Origin of the sequence: Mesorhizobium sp. M0500 (assembly GCF_040321165.1) — a bacterium.
Lineage (GTDB): Bacteria > Pseudomonadota > Alphaproteobacteria > Rhizobiales > Rhizobiaceae > Mesorhizobium.
Genome location: NZ_JAMYRB010000008.1, coordinates 148,764 through 169,757 on the forward strand (window position 1 = coordinate 148,764; position 20,994 = coordinate 169,757).

At 63.8% G+C, this 20,994-nt stretch carries 19 protein-coding genes; 7 read left to right on the forward strand and 12 right to left on the reverse strand.

The window, feature by feature from the left end; translation table 11 throughout:
• Positions 1-206 precede the first annotated feature (206 nt).
• A complete protein-coding gene (locus NKI70_RS17295) occupies positions 207-455 on the forward strand; it encodes a hypothetical protein (RefSeq protein WP_352724769.1) in 249 nt (82 codons plus the stop codon).
• 33 nt (positions 456-488) lie between these two features.
• Here NKI70_RS17295 and NKI70_RS17300 read toward each other — a convergent pair whose 3' ends face one another.
• Positions 489-968, reverse strand: coding sequence for an Lrp/AsnC family transcriptional regulator (locus NKI70_RS17300; RefSeq protein ID WP_352570508.1), 480 nt, complete (start codon positions 966-968; stop codon positions 489-491).
• 90 nt (positions 969-1,058) lie between these two features.
• Here NKI70_RS17300 and NKI70_RS17305 point away from each other — a divergent pair, with 90 nt between their 5' ends.
• The gene (locus NKI70_RS17305; RefSeq protein ID WP_352724770.1) at positions 1,059-1,967 is read left to right on the forward strand and encodes an EamA family transporter; all 909 of its coding nucleotides are present in this window, start codon (positions 1,059-1,061) and stop codon (positions 1,965-1,967) included.
• Here the strand turns inward: NKI70_RS17305 and NKI70_RS17310 are convergent, their stop codons facing one another.
• Complete coding sequence (locus NKI70_RS17310; RefSeq protein ID WP_352724771.1) at positions 1,968-2,867, reverse strand: dienelactone hydrolase family protein; 900 nt, start codon at positions 2,865-2,867, stop codon at positions 1,968-1,970.
• Positions 2,868-3,298: 431 nt separating this feature from the next.
• Here NKI70_RS17310 and NKI70_RS17315 point away from each other — a divergent pair, with 431 nt between their 5' ends.
• Positions 3,299-3,730, forward strand: coding sequence for a hypothetical protein (locus NKI70_RS17315; protein ID WP_023676720.1), 432 nt, complete (start codon positions 3,299-3,301; stop codon positions 3,728-3,730).
• A 10-nt stretch (positions 3,731-3,740) separates the two neighbouring features.
• On the opposite strand, the gene NKI70_RS17320 is transcribed toward NKI70_RS17315, so the two are convergent.
• On the reverse strand, positions 3,741-6,053 hold the full coding sequence (locus tag NKI70_RS17320; protein WP_352619533.1) for a glucose/quinate/shikimate family membrane-bound PQQ-dependent dehydrogenase: 2,313 nt from the start codon (positions 6,051-6,053) through the stop codon (positions 3,741-3,743).
• A gap of 252 nt (positions 6,054-6,305) precedes the next feature.
• Here NKI70_RS17320 and NKI70_RS17325 point away from each other — a divergent pair, with 252 nt between their 5' ends.
• The 3 genes from NKI70_RS17325 (at position 6,306) to NKI70_RS17335 (ending at position 10,321) form a co-directional block, all read left to right on the forward strand.
• Entirely contained in the window at positions 6,306-9,017 is a 2,712-nt protein-coding gene (locus NKI70_RS17325; RefSeq protein ID WP_352724772.1) for an ATP-dependent helicase, read from the forward strand.
• 53 nt (positions 9,018-9,070) lie between these two features.
• Positions 9,071-9,559, forward strand: a complete 489-nt coding sequence (locus NKI70_RS17330) for a Panacea domain-containing protein (RefSeq protein ID WP_352619531.1) — start codon at positions 9,071-9,073, stop codon at positions 9,557-9,559.
• Between the two features lie 111 nt (positions 9,560-9,670).
• Positions 9,671-10,321 carry a hypothetical protein gene (locus tag NKI70_RS17335; protein ID WP_352619530.1) on the forward strand — a complete coding sequence of 217 codons (651 nt, stop codon included), beginning with the start codon at positions 9,671-9,673 and terminating at the stop codon, positions 10,319-10,321.
• A gap of 41 nt (positions 10,322-10,362) precedes the next feature.
• Here NKI70_RS17335 and NKI70_RS17340 read toward each other — a convergent pair whose 3' ends face one another.
• From NKI70_RS17340 to NKI70_RS17360, 5 genes are all read right to left on the reverse strand, one after another.
• Entirely contained in the window at positions 10,363-11,412 is a 1,050-nt protein-coding gene (locus NKI70_RS17340) for an ABC transporter permease (RefSeq protein WP_023676723.1), read from the reverse strand.
• On the reverse strand, positions 11,409-12,206 hold the full coding sequence (locus NKI70_RS17345) for an ATP-binding cassette domain-containing protein (RefSeq protein ID WP_023676724.1): 798 nt from the start codon (positions 12,204-12,206) through the stop codon (positions 11,409-11,411). Before NKI70_RS17345 ends, NKI70_RS17340 begins: the two co-directional genes overlap by 4 nt.
• A gap of 86 nt (positions 12,207-12,292) precedes the next feature.
• Positions 12,293-13,306, reverse strand: coding sequence for a substrate-binding domain-containing protein (locus NKI70_RS17350; RefSeq protein ID WP_023676725.1), 1,014 nt, complete (start codon positions 13,304-13,306; stop codon positions 12,293-12,295).
• A gap of 165 nt (positions 13,307-13,471) precedes the next feature.
• Positions 13,472-14,377, reverse strand: a complete 906-nt coding sequence (locus NKI70_RS17355; RefSeq protein ID WP_502897779.1) for a sugar phosphate isomerase/epimerase family protein — start codon at positions 14,375-14,377, stop codon at positions 13,472-13,474.
• Complete coding sequence (locus NKI70_RS17360; protein WP_352699280.1) at positions 14,377-15,411, reverse strand: Gfo/Idh/MocA family protein; 1,035 nt, start codon at positions 15,409-15,411, stop codon at positions 14,377-14,379. Before NKI70_RS17360 ends, NKI70_RS17355 begins: the two co-directional genes overlap by 1 nt.
• A 195-nt stretch (positions 15,412-15,606) precedes the next feature.
• Here NKI70_RS17360 and NKI70_RS17365 point away from each other — a divergent pair, with 195 nt between their 5' ends.
• On the forward strand, positions 15,607-16,632 hold the full coding sequence (locus tag NKI70_RS17365) for a LacI family DNA-binding transcriptional regulator (protein ID WP_352539542.1): 1,026 nt from the start codon (positions 15,607-15,609) through the stop codon (positions 16,630-16,632).
• 10 nt (positions 16,633-16,642) lie between these two features.
• Here the strand turns inward: NKI70_RS17365 and NKI70_RS17370 are convergent, their stop codons facing one another.
• From NKI70_RS17370 to NKI70_RS17385, 4 genes are read right to left on the reverse strand one after another with little or no spacing between them, the layout of a single operon-like run.
• Positions 16,643-17,560 carry a ribokinase gene (locus NKI70_RS17370; protein WP_352699278.1) on the reverse strand — a complete coding sequence of 306 codons (918 nt, stop codon included), beginning with the start codon at positions 17,558-17,560 and terminating at the stop codon, positions 16,643-16,645.
• Positions 17,557-18,432 (reverse strand): MurR/RpiR family transcriptional regulator, encoded by an 876-nt coding sequence (locus NKI70_RS17375; protein ID WP_023676730.1) that lies wholly within the window; start codon positions 18,430-18,432, stop codon positions 17,557-17,559. The genes NKI70_RS17370 and NKI70_RS17375 overlap by 4 nt, the downstream gene beginning before the upstream one ends.
• A complete protein-coding gene (locus tag NKI70_RS17380; RefSeq protein WP_352570464.1) occupies positions 18,429-19,406 on the reverse strand; it encodes an ABC transporter permease in 978 nt (325 codons plus the stop codon). Before NKI70_RS17380 ends, NKI70_RS17375 begins: the two co-directional genes overlap by 4 nt.
• Before the next feature lie 16 nt (positions 19,407-19,422).
• Entirely contained in the window at positions 19,423-20,955 is a 1,533-nt protein-coding gene (locus NKI70_RS17385) for a sugar ABC transporter ATP-binding protein (RefSeq protein ID WP_352724773.1), read from the reverse strand.
• Positions 20,956-20,994: the final 39 nt, after the last annotated feature.

Here is a 20,994-nt window from a genome sequence, read left to right on the forward strand (position 1 = left end):
TCTTACAGCGCAGGCGCTCCGGCAAACGCGGCGTTAGCGAATTGACAGTCGTTCTGGCTGCGCTTCGCCGTCGCGTCGCGGCACCAGGTGGCGGAGACCAGGCTCTCCTTGCCTTTCTGCACGCCTGCCTGGCGTTGCTTGAAGAGGCAGCGGCCTCGCGAACGGACCTCGCGAGCATCTCCCGTGACCTGGCGACGATGTGTGACATGGCGCGAACATCCCTTGAGGGCGATTGCGACGATAGGCCGTTAATGGCCTATGAGGACAATATGACAGGTTTGTCTGGTGCATCGCGCTGGGCCGCCCGAGTCCCGGGTCGTGTGGTTTGGTTGGCCGCCATGGCTGCCGAAGTTCCTGATGCAGAAGCCGAAGCCGCCATTATGCTGGTGAATGACCTGTCTGCCGTTGATGCGGACTTTCCTCTGCGCGCCCTTGATGTGGCGACGCGAGCTTGAGCACCGTCTAGCGGCGCCAGCAACGCGTTGACATCAGGGCGGCCGCTTCACCGCCCCGAGCGGCGACCGCGGCGCCACCGGCGACGACTGGATGATCGCCGTGTTGGTCATCGCATAGGGAATGATGCGGTCGATCACCCGTTCGAGTTCAGCCACCGAGCCGACATGCGCCAGCGCGATGAAACAGTCTTCACCGGTGACCCGGTCGCATTGGGCGATTTCCGGCAGGTCGCGGATGATCTCGGCGACGACGGCGAGCTGCCCCGGCACTGGCCGAATGCGCAGCCATGCCGACAATTTCATGCCGAGCGCGGCCGGATTGATGCGCACCGTGTAGGCCTCGATCACACCGCTTTCCTGCAGTCGCTTGATGCGCTCGGCAACGCTCGGCGCCGACAGGCCGACCGAGCGGGCCAGTTCAGCGGTGCTGGTGCGTGCATCCTCTTCCAGCAAGCGCAGGATTTTCAGGTCAGCCGCATCCAGATCGGAATTTTCATTTCGAAGGCGTTTCAGCGCAATGTTCCTTGCTTTCAGAAAGGGAAAAGGCGTAATGCCCGGCCATCATCCATATCAATGGCAAAAATCGCCTGCGATACTGATCCTATGGAAGATCGGACGCAAGCCCCAGCAGCAAGTCCGGCACTCGCCGGCCCCGCCTTTACCCTGGCGAACTCGGTGCCACCGCATCTCTGGTTCGGCGTCAGCGCCGTGTTCCACTATCTCGGGCCGGCCTTCGCGGTGCTGCTGTTCCCGCATGTCGGCGTGCTCGGCATGGCTTGGCTGCGCATCGCCACCGCGGCACTCGTCTTTGCCCCATTGACCCGGCCATGGGCGGTCTTCGCCCGCGCCGATCGCGCGACGCGGTTGTTGCTTGTGGCTTTCGGGGTCTGCCTTGGGGTGATGAATTGCTCGTTTTACCTGGCGCTCGACCGGCTGCCGATCTCGCTGGTGGCGGCGATCGAATTCGTCGGCACCATCGGCGTTGCGCTTGTTGGCCTCAGAAGCCCGCGCAATCTCGCCGCCCTCGCAATCGCTGTCGCCGGCACCCTGTTGCTGATCGACGTCAAATGGTCGAGCGATCCCGTCGGCCTGTTCTGGGCCTTCCTCAACGGCACGCTGTTCGTTGGCTACATCGTGCTCGGCCACCGCGTCGCGCGCGCCGGCGCCGGCGATGGCATCGCCGGGCTGGGTGCCGCCATGGCGGTCGCCCTTCTCGTCGTTCTGCCGATCGGTTTCGCCGATGCTCTGCCGGCTTTCTCGGCGCCGCCGCTGCTGCTTGCGGGGGTCGGCGTCGGCATCTGCTCGTCGGTCATTCCCTATATTTGCGACCAGCTTGCCATGTCGCGGCTGCCGCGCTCCAGCTTCGCGCTGATGCTGTCATTGCTGCCGGTCACCGCAACGTTGATCGGCGTCATTGTGCTGCGGCAGGTGCCGAGCCTCACCGACTGCATCGGCATCGCGCTGGTGGTGGCCGGCGTCGCCCTTCACAAACCGGCGCCGGCGCCCACCTGATCAGGCCAGCTTCTCCTTGAGGAAAGCGATCGTCCGGCCCCAGGCGAGGTCAGCCGCCTTCTTGTCGTAGCGGGCCGCCGACGTGTCGTTGTTGAAGGCATGGTTGGCACCTTCATAGACATAGACCGAGTATTCGACATGAGCCGCGTCGAGTGCCTTCTTGAAGGCATCGATGCCGGCATTGGTGCGGGTGTCGAGCCCGGCATAATGCAGCATGAGCGCGGCCTTGATCTTCGGCACGTCCTCGGCCTTTGGCTGCATGCCGTAATAGGCGACGGCGGCGGCGAGGTCCGGCGCGTTGGCGGCCAGCATGTTCACCGTGCCGCCACCCCAGCAGAAGCCGACGGCGCCGACTTTGCCGTTGCCGTCCTTGTAGCCTTTGAGATAGGCGACGGTTGCCACGGCATTGGCGGCGACCTGTGCTGGATCGAGCTGGGAAAACAGGTCACGTGCCCTGTTTTCATCGTCCGGCGTGCCGCCGAGCGGTGTCATGAAGTCCGGCGCAAGCGCCACGAACCCTTCCAGCGCCGCGCGCCGCGCCACATCACGAATATGCGGGTTGAGACCCCTGTTCTCGTGCACCACGATGACCGTGCCAAGCTTGCCGGTCTGGTCCGCCGGCCTGACCAGATAGCCCTTCATCTCGCCGGCGCTGCCGGGATAGCTGATGTCCTTGCCTTTCAGACGCGGATCGTCTTCCGCCACGATTGCCGCCTGGGCCGAGTTCGCCGCCAGCAGCGGCGCGATCGCGGCAGCTGCCGCACCCGATCCGGCAAGCCTGGTCAATTGCTCCATGAAGCGCCGTCGGTCGAGCGTCAGATGCGTGTATTCGTCATAGGCATCGATCATCGCCTGGGTAATGACAGGCTCGGCGACGGCGGGTTCGGCAGGTGTTGTCATGGCGCGCTCCTCGTCGGCGCCCCCCGCGGCAACATAGAGCCGAAGCTTGCCTGGTCCAGTCACGGCTGAGTGAGGCTGCCATAAGTCCCTGCACGAGGGCCGTGATGCCGCTAGCCCCACTGTCGTTAAATTTTGGTCCTTTGTGGCAATGCTAAATGCACGCACCACAATGTAAAAAGAAGTTACCGGGCTATGCCTCACTCGGGCCATTTGGCGAACGACAATGGCCATTTGGCGGGAAAAGAATGCCTGATTGACGAAGGAACACGCCCATGACCTTTCCCTCCCCGCTTCTGGCAAGTGGGTTCGCCCTCGCCGCTATGGCTTTGCTGGCGCTGCGGTTCACTGCCTTCACCGCATTCAAACGATCGTTGATCAAAATCCGCGCCAACCGGCACCCGCCCGCAAACACCAAAGCGTGAGGAAAGGTCATGGACGTTCAGGACATCATCAACACCGTCTCCCAGAAATCCGGTCTCAACCAGGCTTTGACGGAAAAGATCGCCGGCACGATTTTCTCGGTGCTCGAACACGAGGCGGAAGGCACGACCCTGTCCAGCTTCTTCGCCAAGATCCCGGGCGCCGACGCCCTGGCCAAGCAATATGATGTCATGGCTCCCGGCGCGGCTTCCGGCGGTGGCCTCCTGTCCTCGCTGGAGGGCGCGCTCGGTGGCGCTCTCGGCGAAAAGACCGGCGCGCTGATCAACGGCGTCGCCATACTCAAGGCATCGGGCCTCACGCTGGCACAGATCAGCCAGGCCGGCACGATGCTGGTCCAGCAGGCCGAGACAGCCGCCGGCCCGCAGCTGACCAGTGAGGTACTTGCATCTGTACCCGACCTGAAAGGGCATCTCGGGCTCTGAAGGAACTTCTCTATTTCGGCAGCGTATAGGCCATCACATAGTCGCCCGGCTTGGTACCGACCGAGCCGTGGCCGCCGGCAACGATGACGACCAACTGGCGCCCGTCGGCTACCGTGTAGGTCATCGGTGTCGACTGCCCGCCCGCCGGCAGCCGCGCCTGCCAGAGCTGTTTGCCGGTCGTCAGGTCATAAGCGCGCACATAGTCATCGACCGCCGCACCGAGGAAGGCGACGCCGCCGGCAGTGATCATCGGCCCGCCAATGCCGGGCACGCCGACCTTGAATGGCAGCGGCAATGGCGTCATGTCGTAGACGGTGCCGTTGCGGTGCTTGTAGACGATCTTTCCGGTCCGAAGGTCGGCACCCGCCACATAGCCCCAGGGCGGCGCCTGGCAGGGAATGCCGAGCGGCGACAGGAACGGCTTCAATATTACTGCGTAAGGCGCACCGTCATTGCGGTTCAGGCCCTGTTCGCTGCCCTTGGTGTCGCCGGGCGGCGGCACGTCGGCGCGCGGCACCAGCTTGGAGATGAACGCCAGGTATGTCGGCATGCCGAACATCACCTGCCGGACCGGATCGACTGCCACGCCGCCCCAGTTGAAGGTGCCGAAATTGCCGGGGTAGATCAGCGAGCCCTGCAGCGACGGCGGCGTGTAGCGGCCCTCATAGCGCAACTTCCGGAGCTCGATCCGGCAGGCCAGCTGGTCGAACATGGTGATGCCCCACATATCCGCGCCGGTCAGCGGTTTCGGACTGAAGCTGAGATCCGAGACCGGCTGCGTCGGCGAGGTATGGTCGCCTTCGATCGCGCCGCCCGGCGCCGGCACTTCCTTGACCGGAACGATCGGCTCGCCGCTGCGCCGGTCGAGCACATAGAGGTCGCCCTGCTTGGTCGGCCCGACCAGCGCCGGCACCACGCCACTTTCCGTGGTGATGTCGACCAGCGTCGGCTGCGCCGGCACGTCCATGTCCCAGAGATCGTGGTGCACGGTCTGCCGCACCCAGCGCAATTGTCCGCTGTTGAGATCGAGCGCGGTGATCGAAGAGGAGAATTTCTCGTCATTGGCGCTGCGTCCGGCACCGAGTTGGTCCGGCGTCTTGTTGCCGAGCGGCACATAAAGCAGCCCGAGCTTCTCGTCGACGCTCGCCGTCGACCACATGTTGGGCGAGTTGTTGGTGTAGGTCTGGTCCGGCGGCAGCGGCGTCGTCTGGTCCGGATTGCCGGAATCCCAATTCCACAACAGCGCGCCGGTGTCGGCATCGTAGGCACGGATGACCCCGGACGGCTCCTGCGTCGAATAATTGTCGTTGACCGCGCCGCCGACGATGATCTTGTTGGCGACGATCAGCGGCGCCGAGGTCGAATAATAATAGCCCGGCTTCGGATATGGCATGTTGGCGAGCAGGTTCAGCGTGCCGCCTTCGGCGAAAGTCGGGCAGACCTGGCCATTCGCCGCATCGAGCGCGATCAGCCGGGCGTCGGATGTCGGCAGGTAGATGCGTGTGGCGCAGGGCTGGCCGGCGGCGACCTTGGCATCGGCATAATAGGACACGCCGCGGCAGGTCTGGTGCTGGCGGTCCTTGTTGAGCTTGACCTGCGGATCGAAGCGCCATTTCTCCTTACCGCTCGCGGCATCGATGGCGATGGCGAAATTATGCGGCGTGCAGATGTAGAGCGTGTCGGCGATTTTTAGCGGCGTCACCTGATAGGTCGTCTCGCCAATGTCGTCGGGCCCTTTCACGTCGCCGGTGCGATAGGTCCAGGCCGGCTGCAGATTGGCAACGTTTTCGGCGGTGATCTGGTCGAGCGGCGAATAGCGCTGGCCATATTGCGTGCGACCGTAATAGTGCCATTCGCCAGCCGGCACGTTGCCGCCGAGATCGGCCGTCGGCGTCACCTTGTCGGTGTTGAGTTCACCCGCAATATCCTTTGGATCGGTCGTCATCGAATAGCCGGCGACCGCAAGCGAGGCCAGCACGGCGAGGATCAGCGGCGCGCGTCCGTCGGGACCGGTAAGCCCGCGCCGCGCCCATGGCGTCAACAGCCATAGCGCGACAAGCACGATGATGCCGCCGCGCGGGCCGAGCTCCCACCAGTCGAAGCCGATCTCCCAGACCGCCCAGGCGAGCGTGCCGAGCACGATCGCCGCGTAGAGCCACAGCGCCGTGGATCTGCGCCTGTAGAGCAGCCAGGCCGCGACAAGGAAAGCTAGACCGACGATGACGTAATACCAGCTGCCCCCCAGCGTCACGAGCCAGATGCCGCCGCCGCCAACCGCCAGGCCGATGAGGAAAAGGATCAGGGAGGTGATGACCACAGCCAAGACGGTGCTCCTTCGACTGGTGCGCTCCGCGACGCGTCCATGGGCAACCCCGCATTGCGTTCCTGCCCCCACGCAACTTTCTCCGGCCCGCCTCCCCTGTCAAGCAAGCTCGGCGTTTTACGGCGCCGGCCCATCGCAAGCCCGGCGTTTTGGTTAGCGGACCCATTCAGATTGTGAGTCTACCGACTGGACAGAGAACAAAACGGAGACACTTCTGGCCTTTCGCTGCCGAATCACTACATTCGGGGGGAGATGTCCGGCTTTTCGGAAGACATGCCCTTTTTTGACGAACCGAACGCGCGGCCCGTGGCCCCGTCGGGCATTGCCGCGCGCGCCATGGCTGCCCGCAGCAACCAGAACAACGCGCCCGATTATCTCAACGGCCTCAACCCCGAGCAGAGGCTGGCGGTGGAAACCACCGAAGGCCCGGTGCTGGTGCTGGCCGGCGCCGGCACCGGCAAAACGCGCGTCCTGACCACCCGCATCGCCCACATCCTTGCCACCGGCAAGGCTTTCCCCTCGCAGATCCTCGCCGTCACCTTCACCAACAAGGCGGCGCGCGAGATGAAGCAGCGCATCGGCCTGTTGATCGGCGAAGGCAATGTCGAGGGCATGCCGTGGCTCGGCACCTTCCACTCGATTGGAGTGAAGCTGCTGCGCAGACATGCCGAGCTGGCCGGGCTCAAATCCGACTTCACCATTCTCGACACCGATGATGTCGTGCGCCTGATCAAGCAGCTTATCCAGGCCGAAGGGCTGGACGACAAGCGCTGGCCGGCCAAGCAGTTCGCCCAGATGATCGACGGCTGGAAGAACAAGGGCCTTGGCCCCGCCGACATCCCCGAGGGCGATGCCCGTGCCTTCGCCAACGGCAAGGGCCGCGAGCTCTACAAGGCCTACCAGGAGCGGCTGAAAACGCTGAACGCTTGCGACTTCGGCGATCTCCTGTGCCACCCGATCCGCATCTTCCGCGCCAATCCGGACGTGCTGAAGGAATACCACAAGCGCTTCCGCTACATCCTCGTTGACGAGTATCAGGACACCAACACCGCCCAGTACATGTGGCTGCGGCTCTTGGCGCAGCGGCCGCAATCCTCCCCCCTTGAGGGGGAGGTGCCCGCGAAGCGGGCGGAGGGGGTTGCCGCAGAAGGCACCGCTAGAGCGTCGAGCACTGCCGCCGGTAGGTCGAGCACTGCCGCACGGACCCCACCCGACCGGGCTTCGCCCGGCCACCCTCCCCTCAAGGGGGAGGGAAGCCCGCGCCTATCCACCGTCAACATCTGCTGCGTCGGCGACGACGACCAGTCGATCTATGGCTGGCGCGGCGCCGAGGTCGACAACATCCTGCGCTTCGATAAGGATTTCCCCGGCGCCACCATCATCAGGCTGGAGCGCAATTATCGCTCCACTGCGCACATCCTCGGCACGGCGTCCCACCTGATCGCCCACAATGAGGGCCGCTTCGGCAAGACGCTGTTCACCGAAAAGATCGCCGAGGACGACGAGAAGGTGCATGTCCATGCCGCCTGGGATTCCGAAGAGGAGGCCCGCGCCGTCGGCGAGACGATCGAGGCCTACCAGCGCCAGAAGCACAATTTGAACGATATGGCGATTCTCGTCCGCGCCTCCTTCCAGATGCGCGAGTTCGAGGACCGCTTCGTCACGCTCGGCCTCAACTACCGCGTCATCGGCGGCCCGCGCTTCTATGAGCGGCTCGAAATCCGCGATGCGCTGGCCTTCTTCCGCGTCGTTGCGCAAGGCGCCGACGACCTCGCCTTCGAGCGCATCGCCAACGTGCCGAAGCGCGGCTTGGGCGAGGCCACCATCCGCCAGATCCACGACACCGCACGGGCGCTGCGCATCCCGATGCTGGAGGCGGCGGCAAAACTCGCCGAGAGCGACGAGCTGAAGCCGAAGCCGCGCGCCGCGCTGCGCGAGGTATCGGCCAATTTCGAACGCTGGCAAAAGGCTCTCGAAACCACGCCGCACACCGAGCTCGCCGAGACCATTCTGGAGGAGAGCGGCTACACCGACATGTGGAAGAACGACCGCTCGGTCGAAGCACCCGGCCGGCTGGAGAACCTCAAGGAGTTGATCCGCTCCATGGAGGAGTACGAATCGCTGCGCTCCTTCCTCGAACACGTCGCACTCGTCATGGACGCCGAGCAGAATGCCGAGCTCGACGCGGTCAACATCATGACGCTGCATTCGGCCAAGGGCCTCGAATTCGAGACCGTATTCCTGCCCGGTTGGGAGGAAGGCCTGTTCCCGCACCAACGGTCACTGGACGAAGGCGGCCGCTCCGGGCTGGAGGAAGAGCGCCGCCTTGCCTATGTCGGGCTGACCCGCGCCAAGAAGAACCTGCATCTGTGGTTCGTCTCCAACCGACGCATCCACGGTCTGTGGCAATCGACCATTCCCTCACGCTTTCTCGAAGAACTGCCGGAAGCTCATGTCGATATCGCCGAGAGTGGCAACAGCTACGGCGGCTACGGCAATTCTTATGGCGGCGGCTCGTTCGCCTCGGGCCGTGGCGGCCAAGGAGCAGGAAGGCAGAATCCCTATGGCGCCTCGCGCTTCGACAATGTCGGCGCGGAAAAGGCGGGAAGCTTCTCCAGCACCTATGCGACGCCGGGCTGGCAGCGCGCTCAAGCCAACCGCACCGAGGCCACAGACCGCAATTGGGGCACGCGTTCCGGCCACCAGGTCGAGCGCATCGGCTATGGCGAGACCGACTCCGGCTACGGCGCTGGCCGCACCTCGGTCAAGGGCCGCACCATCGACGGCGAACTGGTCGCCAAATCCGTCGCCGACACGCCGTCCCCCTTCAGCGTCGGCGACCGCGTCTTCCACCAGAAATTCGGCAACGGCAACATCTCGGCCATCGAAGGCAACAAGCTGACCATCGACTTCGACAAAGCCGGCCAGAAACGCGTGCTGGACGGGTTTGTGACGGGGGCGTGAGGCATATGGAAAATTGTCTGGCACCCCAGAACAAATAGGGTACAATCGCTTGCATGGCTTACGACTCGCGGTATATTGCTAACTTGGTGCTCGATCGCGCGGATGGCGAAGGGCTGGGAATTACAAATCTTGAGATCAACAAGATAATATATTTTCTGCATTCCACATATCTAGCCAATTTTGGAGAACCGTTGATTGAGGCAAAGATAGAAGCCTGGGACTACGGTCCAGTAATTAGAGAAATATATTCGGAATTTAAATCTTTTGGGGCTGCAGATATTAGGACAAGGGCTACAAGGCTCGACTTAAATTCGTTAAAAAGAGTGCCTGTATACGAAACGATGAGCGGTTCTGATGCAAATTTCCTGTATCCGATAATTGACAAATACATGCGCTTGGGGGCGACCAAACTTGTGAACATGTCCCACGAAAAAGGCGGGCCGTGGGACCTAGTGTATAATGCTTCGGGGAGGAGCAATCCTGGAATGGAGATATCCGACGATCTCATCCAGCGATATTTCTTACGTCAAACCCGGCACTAATGAGGAACGCTCGTGCAGATAAGCAAACTTAGCAGGCCTCCCTACGCTCACAACTGGGTCCGATATGTTTTCCCCGATCGCGTTCGAACCACGAAAGAACTCGTCAGGTTCGTGACCGGATTCCCAACGACTACATATTCTGCCGCGTCGCCGATTATTCGAGATCGAATTGTCTACGGGCTCGATCGGCGCACGGCGTTAATTGCGGCAATGTCGAAGGGACGAGCAAATAGTCGTGGCATCGTCGCCGAGTATGTTGAGGCATTTTATGACTACGATGAAAAAAGGGGCTACTTCGGCAAGCCCTGTTTTGACGAAATAGTTGAGCCATTTCGAGTTGGAAAAGGTCTTGTTGTTCCTGTTAAGCCTCTAATTACAATCGTTGAAAATGGGCTTCAGGTTCCAATTTTCACTGTGGGTTGGGCGAACTTCCCATTGACTAACTGGCAAATGCGTCTACTTGCCACGATTTTCGAAGATGCCGTGTTTTCGCTTACCGATTTTAGAAAATCGCCTGGCGAATTTCTCTGCTTTCCAAAAGTAGGAAAAGGTGATTCGGCCAAACGCCAGCCTTTGGTTTGGAAGCGCGGTGATTTTGAGCTTCTTTCAAGAAATGAATTGCGTGAGTGTCTCGATGAATTTTTGCTGGCGCTAGAAGACGCGAAAATTATTCTGGAGGAAGCACTTCGTAAGGAGCAGGCTGAAGCCCCGGTTGTTGAAGAAAAACCAATGGGTGAAACGCCGCTACTCGACTGGCGGTAGAATGCTCAAGACGGTTCGTCTCATACTTGTGCTCGGCTGAACTACCGATACCGCGCCTGGTTCCACTTATGGCCGAGCAGCGACAGGATGATGATCAGGCCGTTGAAGAACTGGACGTAGAAGCCGCTCAGGCCTGCCGCGACGACGCCTGTCTGGATGAAGGAGACCGTGACCGCGCCGATCGCACCGCCGACGACGGTGCCGATGCCGCCCCAGGTCGGAGTGCCGCCGACGAACACCGATGCCAGCACCGGCAGCAGGTATCCGTCGCCCGCCGTCGGCCACCAGGTGAAGTTGATCATCACCGAAAACGTGCCGGCGATCGCAGCCCCGATGCCGACGAAGACGAACACTTTTACCCGCACGCGCTTGACGTCGATACCCATCTGCTGGGCGCTGTCGGGATTGTCGCCGACCACCTTGACCTGCGCGCCGAAGCGATGGCGGTTGTAGAGCAGCGCCGACAGCACGACGAAGCCGATGGCCCAGAAGATCTGCACCGGAATGCCGTAAAGCTGGCTGGAGAAGATCTTGTAGGCCCAGCTGTCGGCAAGGCCGGTCAGCGCCGTCGACCTGCCCTCGTTGATGATCTGGATCAGGCCGCGCAGCAGGAAATTCATGCCGAGCGTGGCGATCAGCGACGACAGCCCGCCATAGACGACCAGTGAGCCGACCAGGAAGCCGAGCAGCATGCCGGTTATCATTGCGGCGGCGATGCCGAGGAACGGGTCGTAGCCGGCCTGCACGACCAGCGCAAACACCCAGGAGGCAAAGCCCATCGTCGCCGGAAACGACAGGTCGATCTCGCCGCAAGTGACGACGAAGACCAGCGGCACCACCACGAACAGCGCCACCGGCAGCGTGGTCAGCACGGAACTGTAGAGATACCAGGTGGTGAACACGATCGGGTTGGCGATCATGAACACCGCCATCATGACGATGAACACGGCAAGCGTGCCGAGCGCGGCGCGGTTGTCGAGGATGAACCCGCGCAGCCAGTTGTCGGACGGGTGTCTCCACTCTTTCCCGGCGGTTTCGCCATGCGTGCCGCCGAGGGGGCTCTGCAGATCGGGTTCCATGGTCTTGCTCATCGTGCCGCCCTCCCCGCATCGCCCGCGTCGTGCAACCCCGGCAATCCGCTGGGGTGGGCGACGTCTTCCATGAAATTGATCAGATCCTCGGCCGATTTGACCTCGCTGCGGTCGGCGGTGAGCGCGACCTTGCCACGGTCCAGCACCACGAAGCGATCGGCGATATCGTAGACATGGTGGATGTTGTGGCCGATGAACAGGATCGAGCGCCCGCTCGCCCGCACCTGGCGCACGAAGTGGAAGACCTTGGCGGTCTCGGTCAGCGATAGCGCGGTCGTCGGTTCGTCGAGGACTATCAGCTCCGCCTTCTTATAGATGGCCCGCGCGATCGCCACGCCCTGGCGTTCGCCGCCCGAGAGCTGGCCGACGATCGACTGTGGCGTGAACACTTTCGAGGTGAAGCCGATCTCGCGCATCAGCCGGCTCGCCTCCGCGATCTCCTTGTTGACCTTCAGCCAGCCAAGCCAGCCGGTGAGCTCGCGGCCCATGAAGATATTGCGCACGATCGTCTGCTGCACGGCGAGCGCCCGGTCCTGGAACACGGTCTCGATGCCGGCGTCGCGCGAGCGCGCAGGGCTCCATCCGGTCACCGGCTTGCCGCGGACGAGAATCTCGCCGCTAGTCGGTTTGACCACGCCGGACAGGATCTTGATCAGCGTCGACTTGCCGGCGCCATTGTCGCCGATCAGGCCGACCACCTCGCCGCGATCGACGCTGAGATTGACCCCGCCCAGCGCATAGACCTGGCCATAGGACTTGCTGATGTCGCGCAGTTCGATGATGCGTTCGGCCATGGCGATCCTCGCTTGATTGTCGCGTGCCGGCCTTTTCGCCGGCGGTCCCGCCGGCCGGGCTCGATCCCGGCCGACGGCTTGGGAGGTCAGCGCAACGCCTGCTTGGCGAGCTCGGCGACGATCTCGTAATTCTGCGGCGTGACGAAGCCGGCGCCGGTGTCGACGTTCATCGGCGCAAGGCCGAGCACCACCTGCTGGCAGAGGCTGAGGATCGGCAGATAGCCTTGCAGGAACGGCTGCTGGTCGGCCGTCAGCTGCACCCAGCCGCCCTTGAAGCCCTCGACGATCTGCGGGCTGGTGTCGAAGCCGAAGTTGAAGATATCGCCCGGCTTCCTGCCCGCCGCCTGCATGTAAGTCGGGACGTTGCCCAGCATCTGCCCGCCGGGATAGCCAACCGCCTTGACGTCGGGATTGTTGAGCAGTGCCGCGGTGATCACCGGAAGGGCCAGATTTGGGTCGGAAGCCCATTCGCCGCTTGGCGGCGAGGAGAGCTGTATGACCTCGACGCCCGCTTCCTTGAGGGCAGCGACAGTGCCGCGCTCGCGCGCGCCGCGGCTCTCGTTCTCGAACGGGCCGATCATGATTGCCTTATCGCCGGCCTTGAGCCCGGCCAGCTTGACCGCCTCGGCGCCAAGCGCGCGGCCCTGCTGCTCCTGCTGGGCACCGACATAGCCGCCGCCGAACGCCGCCGTGACCGTCGGCACCGGCACGTTCTGGTACATCATCTTGATGCCGTCCTTGTGCGCCTGTTCGGCCAGCGGCATGATCGCGGCGTCGCCGGGGTGGCCCATCATGGCGATGCCTTGGGGCTTGACCGCGACAGCCTCGCGCAATTGCTGCACCATCTTCTCGACATCCCACTGGGAAAAGATGTAGTCGACCTTCGGCCCGAGATCGGCCGCCGCCTGCTTCGCGCCATTATAGACGATCGTGCCGAAGGCATCGCCCTCGGCACCGCCGACGAAGAAACGGATATGGACATCCTTGCACCACTGGGCATCGAGCGCCTGCGCCGGCAAGGTCGAGAGTGCGGCGGCGAGCGCCATCGCGGCCGCCGCGACGGTCGAGCGCAGAACTGTCCTTCTCATCGTAATGCTCATGCACTTATCCTCCCTTTGTTCCCTCGCTAGCCGAGGGGTTTTGACGATCGCTTCGGCATTGCGCCGCAATCTTTCGCTGGCCGGCACCTCCCGCCGGCTTGTCCTGTTTTTATGCATGTCGTTATCGCAAAACCGCTGGGCACTTTTGCGCGACATGCATTAGCCTCACACCGGGTTCGGCAGGTAGCTCGCGCCTCCCCGGCATTGTTGGAGATAATCCAGTGCCCGCGCCTGGCCGGTGATCTCGAGATCGCCGCGATAGACCGGGTCGTGCCAGCCCTCAATGTCGATGGCGCCCTTGTAGCCGGCCAGCCGCAGCTCGCTGATCACCCGCGTCCAGTCGCTATCGCCGAAGCCAGGGGTGCGCATCTGAACGAACGGCAGGCGGCCGAACACGCCATGTTCGCGGATCACGTCCCAGCGCACCGTCGCGTCCTTGCCGTGGACGTGGAAGATACGCGGCGCCCATTTGCGGATCTGCGGGATCGGATCGATCAGATAGACCAGCTGGTGGCAGGGCTCCCACTCCAGGCCGAGATTGTCGTCCGGCAATTCGTTGAACATCAGCTCCCAGGCGTCCGGATTGTGGGCGATGTTCCAGTCGCCGCTGGCCCAGTTGCCGTCCATGGCGCAGTTCTCGAAGGCGATGCGCACGCCCTTGTCGGCGGCCCGCTTTGCCAGCTTCCCCCAGACCTCGCGGAAGCGCGGCAGGCTGTCGGGCAGCGGCTTGCCGCGGATGCGGCCGGTAAAGCCGCTGACCACATTGGTGCCGAACAGATGCGCGTTGTCGATGATCGTTTCCCACGCCTCGAGCACGCCGCGATCGATCTCGCCGCTCTCCAGCGGATTGCCGAACACGCCGATCGACGAGACGATGACATCGGCATCGCCGATCGCCTCGCGGATCTCGCCCGCCAGCCGCGGAATGTCCTTGCCGCCCAGCGTCTGCCAGAAGAACGGCTGGATGCTCTCGAATCCGAGCGGCAGGATCTGCCTGACATAGGCGGCCGGGTCGTCGAGGTTGGCGCGCACCATGGTGCCGATCCTGATGTCGAGCAGCGGGTTTGGCATCATGATCCTTCCTGTGAGGCGATAGCGACCCGGCGCCCGGTTTCGGCGCTCTCGATCGCAGCGAAAACCATGGACAGGCTCTTGATGTTGTCGGCGCCGCGCGTCTCCGGCGCGGTGCCGGTCTCGACGGCGCGGACGAAATCCTGGATGATGCCGAGATGGCCGCCGACGCGATCTGCCGGGTCGAGCGGCGGCACGGCTATCGATTCGGTGCGGTCGAACAGGCCTTCACGGACCGGCCGCACGACTTCCGCCTTCAACCCGTCCGCGCCGTCCCAGACAATGCTGCCGCGCTCGGCGACGATCCGCCATGTACTGTCCCAGCTGGTACGGAAGCCGGCCGCGCACCAGCTGCCGGCATAGGTGAACAGCTTGCCGCCGCCGAGGTCGAAGCTTGCGGCTGCCGACGACCCTTGCCGATACCAGGAATTGGCCGGCTCCCACTCGTGGCAATAGACGCCGGCCGGTTCGCCGGCCACCATGTAGCGGGCCGCATCGAATGTGTGGATCGCCATATCGAGCAGCAGCACATGGCGCATCTCTTCGCGAAAACCGCCGAAATGCGGCGCAACGAAGAAATCGGCGTGGATGCTGGTTGGCGCACCAATGGCGCCGGAATCGAGAAAGCGCCGGATGCGCCTGACATTGGCGACATAGCGGCGGTTCTGCACGACGGCATGGATGCGGCCGGCGCTGCGGGCCGCCTCGACAATGGCACGCGCATTGTCCGGGCTGTCGGCCAGCGGCTTTTCGGTCAAGAGATGGCAATGGTGGGCAAAGGCGGAAAGCGCGACCTCGCGGCGGGCGGCGGGAACCACCACGTCGAATACCGCGTCGGGCCTGGTCTGGTCGAGCACGGCGTCGAGGTCGGTTCCGATGACGGCGCCGGAAAGCTCGTATTCGCGCGCCCTCGCCCGCGCCCTTTCGGCGTCGAGATCAACCAGGCCGACAATGGCGAGCCCATCGATCTGCTTGGCTGCATCGAGCCAGGCTTTGCTCATCGCGCCGCAGCCGACCAGGACGACATTGATCATCCAGCACTCCTCCCTCTCGGCCCCTCCAGACCGATCGTCACGGCGTTCACGGCAGGGCCGCAAACGTTCTTCCGTAAACGTTTACGAGAACACACCCGATGGCGTAGAATGTCAATTGGCCGATAGCGAAAAACGTGATGCCGGCTTGGCCTGAAGAGCGGCCGGTGCTAGCCAAGCAAGGGGGAGAACTGTCCTTTGGCGTCCAGTATTCACGACCTTGCACGTCACCTGAACATTTCGATCGGCACGGTGTCGCGCGCACTCAACGGCCGCGCCGACGTCAATGCCGACACACGCCAGCGCGTGCTCGATGCGGCCAAGAAGCTGAATTATTCGCCGAACCAGTCCGGCCGCAGCCTGCGGCGCGGCGCCACCCATTCGATCGCCTTCATGCTGCAGCCTCATCCGGGCGACCAGGAATATGGCGAGCCGTTCTTCATTCCGTTCCTGACCGGGTTGCAGGCCAAGCTCGCCGAAAGCGGCCTCGACCTGATCGTAGTGATGGGCGCGCCGGGCGACTATCAGCAGGAGCGCCTGCGCCGTGTCGTCGAGACGCGGCGGGCCGATGCGGTGGTGCTGGCCTGGACGCGGCGCGAGGACGAGCGCATCGACTATCTGACCCAGGCCGGTTTCCCGTTCGCGACGCTCGGCCGCAGCCGCTCCGGCGGCGATTCCTATCCCTCGCTCGACCTCGATTTCGAAAAAGCCGGGGCTGACGCGGTCGATCGTCTCGTCGCGCGCGGTCACCGCCGCATCGCCGCCATCCGCCCGTCGCTCGACCTCAATTTCGGCTATCTGTTCCTCGCCGGCTATCGCAAGGCGTTGCGGCGGCACGGCATCGAATTCGACCCCGAACTGATCGCCGACGGCTTCATCAACGAGGCCGGCGGCTACGCGGTGACGCCGAAGGTCATGCACTCCAAGGACCCGCCGACGGCCATCATCTTCAACAACGACGCGATGGCGCTTGGCGGCTGCAAGGCTCTGGCCGAGGCGGGCATCAGGCCCGGCCACGACGTTGCGGTGATCGTCATCGTCGACACGCCGCTCTGCCGCTATTTTTCGCCGGCGCTGACCGGCTTCCGCCCGGCGCTTGAGCCGATGGGCGAGCGGTTGGCCGAAATGCTGCTGGCATCGATCCCGGCTTACGCCGGCGCCGAAGGCGCACGCATCATCCGTGAAGTCTGGCCGCTGGAACTGATCGCGCGCGACAGCGATTGAATCGCGGCGGTCACTGAGCAGGCTCAGATTGATCAAGACCCCCGCGCCCGCGCTCTGGCGTTGCGACCAGCGAGGCAGCGGCGGCATTGGCGGCGGCAAGTGCCGCCTCGACGGGCTGCCCACGCGCAAGCCCAGCCGCGAAGGCCCCAACGAATTCATCGCCGGCACCGTGGGTGCTGATGACCTTCACCGGCATCGCAGGCAGTGCGAACGCCTGGCCGCCACGGTCGCGATAGGCAACGCCCTCGCCGCCTGCCGTGACGATCGCGGCCGGATAGGAACCGACGAGCATACCGGCCGCCTTCGCAGCCCCCTCGAGCGTGTCGACGACCGCAACGCCGGTCAGGAATTCCGCCTCGATGGCATTGACGATGACGATATCGGTGAGTGCGACCAGTTCGGCTGACAGCTTTCGCGCGGGTGCCGCGTTGAGGACGACGCAGCCGCAATGCGCCTTCACCGCCCGCGCCGCGGCAATGTTGGCGCCTTCCGGTACCTCGTTTTGCAGCAGCAGAACCGCCGTTTGCGCGATCAGCTCGGCCGCCTCAGTAATGTCCTTTTCGCCGAGAGTGAGATTGCTGCCCGAGACGATTACCGCGCCATAGTCGCCGCTGTCGTCGAAGATCGCTACGCTCATGCCCGAGCCGGCGCCCGCAGCCACTCCCACGAAGCGCTGGTCGACGCCGTTGCGATCGAGATTGTCGAGAAGCGCGCGGCCGAAATCATCGTCGCCGACAGCGCCGATCATTGCCGCACGCACGCCGGCCCGCGCTGCCGACACCGCCTGGTTGCCGCCCTTGCCGCCGCATTTTGGATGCCAGGCATGGCCGGTGACCGTTTCGCCCTTGCGTGGGCGATCGGGGGCTTCGACCATGATATCGTAATGCAGACTGCCGAATACGGTCACCAGCGGCGGGGAAGCCGTCATGTGCCCTTATCTTTCCGTTTCGACGTCACCGCAGACATGGTGCGGCCGAGATTGCGCTCCGCCGCCTGGTAGTCGCGTTGCGCGACCGCCACGAACAGCGCGTCGAGGATGTTGAGCTGGGCAATGCGCGCCGCTGCGTTCTCACCCATCAACGGCGAGCCTTGCGCGGTCGAGCAGAGCACGATGTCGGCGACGGCTGCCAATGGCGAGTTGTCATAGTTGGTGATGGCCAGCGTGCGCGCGCCGCTTTTGCGCGCAAGCTGGATGGCGTCGATGACGGCGCTGGTATTGCCGGAATGCGAAAAGCCGACGGCGATGTCGTCGGCGCCGAGCAGCGAGGCGGACATTAGCATCATGTGCGAATCGTCGTAGACAGAGGTGCGGATGCCGATGCGCAGGAATTTGTGCGAAACGTCGCGTGCGATCTGCGCCGAGCCGCCGACGCCGTAGAAATCGCGATTCCTGGCGCGGTAAAGCAGATCGGCGGCACGGTCGAAATCGTCCATGTCGAGGATGGCCAGCGTCTCCTCCAGCGCCTGGATGGAGGTGCGGAACACCTTCTGCACGATCTCGGCCGAACTGTCGTCCACCGACAGCTCCTGATGCATCTCGGCGGTCGGCAGGCGGCTGTATTCATAGACCGCCGTGCGAAAGTCGCGATAGCCGGAAAAACCCAGCTTCTTGGCGATCTTGACCACCATCGCCTCCGAGACACCGGCCTCCTCGGCGATCTGCTTGAGCGGTATGGTCTCGTCGAAGCCGCGCCGTCCGAAGACCGTTTCAACCACCTTCGCCTCGAGCGGCGTCAGATGCGGCATCATCATGCGAATGCGCGGTCCTACTGCTTTCAGGTCCAGCCCGGTCAAGGTCATCCACGTCCCCTCGTCACGCGATCGATAAGCATCGCGGCGAGGATTATAAGGCCAGTTGCCAGGAGCTGATAGAAGGACTGCACGTTCATCAGCGTCAGGCCGTTGCGCATGCTGCCAAGAATGACGGCACCCAGGATGGTGCCGACGACGCTGCCCTTGCCGCCCATCAGCGAGGCGCCGCCGATCGCCGCCGCTGCTATGGCGTCGAGCTCCCAGAGATTGCCCAGAATGGGTTCGGCCGCACCCAGCCGGCCGATCAGGATCTGCGCTGCAAGCGCTGCCAGCAGGCCCGAGATCATATAGGCGGCGATCTTGGTGCGGGCGATCGGCACGCCGGCTATGTAGGCCGCCTCCTCATTGCCGCCGACGGCGAGCAGATATTCGCCGAACGGCGTCTTCTTGAGGATGATCCAGGCAATCAGCGCGACCACCGCCACGATGATGACCGCCAACGGCAATCCGAACAGCGAGCCGTTGAAGATGGCACGGAAGCCGGCAGGCAGGCCGAGCACCGGATTGCCGCCGGTATAGATCAGCGCCAGCGCCCGGTAGGTGCTGAGCGTTCCCAGCGTGACGATGAAGGGCTGCAGCCCGACATAGGCGACCAGCACGCCGTTGAGCAGTCCGCAGGCAAGGCCGATGGCGAAGCCGGCGGCGATGGCCAGCGGAAACGGCACACCGGCAACCAGCATCGAGGCCGAGATGACCGCCGAAAGGGCTGCCGTCGGCCCGACGGACAGATCGATGCCGCCCGAGATGATGACCAGCGTCATGCCCAACGCCAGGCAGGCATTGATGCTCGATTGCTGCAGGATGTTGATCAGATTGCGCTCGGCAAAGAAGCCGGGGACCAGTGCACCGAAGACGGCGAGGATCACCACCAGTCCGATCAGCGTGCCGGCGTCGCGCACGGAAAACCGGTGCAGGAGATCTGCCCTTGGGCGCGCTGCTGTGTGTTCGATTATATCGGTCATCCGCTGGTCCTGTCCGTTATGCACCGGCCCGATGGCCTTGCGCCTTGCCGGCCTCAATCTCCGTTTGGGGTATGGCGTGCGCGGCGATCGCCTGTTCGCTGAGACTTGCACGGCCCAGTTCGGCGGCGACCGTGCCGTCGCGCATGACCAGCACGCGGTCGGCGAGCCGGATCACCTCGGGGAGTTCGGACGACACGACGATTACCGAATGGCCTTCGGCGGCGAGTTCCTCGATCAGGTGGTAGATCTCCGCCTTGGCGCCGACATCGATGCCGCGCGTCGGCTCGTCGAACAGAAGGATCCGTGTTCCCGCCGCCAGCCAGCGGCCGATGATCGCTTTCTGCTGGTTGCCGCCGCTGAACAGGCGGATCGGCCGGTCGAGCAGGAACGGCCTGAGATTGACCCGCTTCATCTTCTCGGCTGCGACCCGTTTCAGCCTTTTGTGATCGATGACGCCGCGCGGCGCGAACACGCCCATCGAGGCCAGCGCCATGTTGCTGGAGATCGACCGCAGCGGCACGATGCCTTCGCGCTTGCGCTCCTCCGGCACCAGGCCGATGCCGGCCGCGATGGCGTCGCGCGGACTGGAAAGCTTTACCGCCTTGCCGTCGATCTCTATTGCGCCTGATGAGGCCCGGTCGGCGCCGGCCAGGAGCCGCAGCAGTTCGGTGCGGCCCGAGCCGACCAGGCCGGCAACGCCCAGCACCTCGCCGCGATGCAGGTCGAACGAAACGTCACGGACCTTGGTTGCCGAGGTGAGGCCACGCAAGCTCAGCCTGACCTCGGGGGAAGCATGCGAGCGGTGTTGTTCCTGGGCAAGCTCGCGGCCGACCATCATCGAAACGACGGCCTTTTCCGACACCTGCGCGAGATCGACGGTTTCGACCACAACGCCGTCGCGCATGACAGTGGCGCGCTCGCAGATGCCGAACACCTCGTCCAGCTTGTGCGAGACATAAACGACGGCGACACCGTCGCGTGCCAGACCGGCAATGACTTCCGCCAGCCGTTCGAACTCGCTCGGCGTGAGGCTCGACGTCGGCTCGTCCATCGCCACGATCCTGGCGCGGTCGAGCAGCGCCCGGGCGATCTCGACGATCTGCCGCTGCGCCACCTTCAGCGAGCCAAGCGGGGCTGCCGGATCGATGGTCGGGTCGATGGCGGCCAGGGCTTCCGCAGCGCGGCTTTCCTGCTCGCCCCGTGCGACGAAGACGCCGCCGCGCGTCAACGGATGGCCGAGAAACATGTTCTGGGCGACGCTGAGGCGTGGCACCTGCTGTAACTCCTGATGGACCATCGCCACGCCGGCGGCGCGGGCCGCGACCGGGGTGTTCAGCGTCACCGGTTTGCCGTCAATAAGCACGCTTCCCGCCGTCGGCCGGTAGACGCCTGACAGGATGCGCAGCAGCGTCGACTTGCCGGCGCCGTTTTCACCGAGCAGCCCATGGATTTCGCCGGCGCCGACCGAAAAGGACACATCGCTCAGCGCCCGCACGGCCGGAAACTCTTTGGAAATGCCTTCGAATTGCAGCCGGGAGATGACTGACATTGCTTCGGTTCTCCAGGCAAGGTGCCGACCCAAGGCCGG

Coding starts and splice junctions, on each gene's coding strand:
- NKI70_RS17295 (WP_352724769.1), top strand. CDS start 207: ATGGCGCGAACATCCCTTGAGGGCGATTGCGACGATAGGCCGTTAATG.
- NKI70_RS17305 (WP_352724770.1), top strand. CDS start 1,059: ATGGAAGATCGGACGCAAGCCCCAGCAGCAAGTCCGGCACTCGCCGGC.
- NKI70_RS17310 (WP_352724771.1), bottom strand. CDS start 2,867: ATGACAACACCTGCCGAACCCGCCGTCGCCGAGCCTGTCATTACCCAG.
- NKI70_RS17315 (WP_023676720.1), top strand. CDS start 3,299: ATGGACGTTCAGGACATCATCAACACCGTCTCCCAGAAATCCGGTCTC.
- NKI70_RS17325 (WP_352724772.1), top strand. CDS start 6,306: ATGTCCGGCTTTTCGGAAGACATGCCCTTTTTTGACGAACCGAACGCG.
- NKI70_RS17330 (WP_352619531.1), top strand. CDS start 9,071: ATGGCTTACGACTCGCGGTATATTGCTAACTTGGTGCTCGATCGCGCG.
- NKI70_RS17340 (WP_023676723.1), bottom strand. CDS start 11,412: ATGAGCAAGACCATGGAACCCGATCTGCAGAGCCCCCTCGGCGGCACG.
- NKI70_RS17345 (WP_023676724.1), bottom strand. CDS start 12,206: ATGGCCGAACGCATCATCGAACTGCGCGACATCAGCAAGTCCTATGGC.
- NKI70_RS17350 (WP_023676725.1), bottom strand. CDS start 13,306: ATGAGCATTACGATGAGAAGGACAGTTCTGCGCTCGACCGTCGCGGCG.
- NKI70_RS17355 (WP_502897779.1), bottom strand. CDS start 14,377: ATGCCAAACCCGCTGCTCGACATCAGGATCGGCACCATGGTGCGCGCC.
- NKI70_RS17360 (WP_352699280.1), bottom strand. CDS start 15,411: ATGATCAATGTCGTCCTGGTCGGCTGCGGCGCGATGAGCAAAGCCTGG.
- NKI70_RS17370 (WP_352699278.1), bottom strand. CDS start 17,560: ATGACGGCTTCCCCGCCGCTGGTGACCGTATTCGGCAGTCTGCATTAC.
- NKI70_RS17375 (WP_023676730.1), bottom strand. CDS start 18,432: ATGACCTTGACCGGGCTGGACCTGAAAGCAGTAGGACCGCGCATTCGC.
- NKI70_RS17380 (WP_352570464.1), bottom strand. CDS start 19,406: ATGACCGATATAATCGAACACACAGCAGCGCGCCCAAGGGCAGATCTC.
- NKI70_RS17385 (WP_352724773.1), bottom strand. CDS start 20,955: ATGTCAGTCATCTCCCGGCTGCAATTCGAAGGCATTTCCAAAGAGTTT.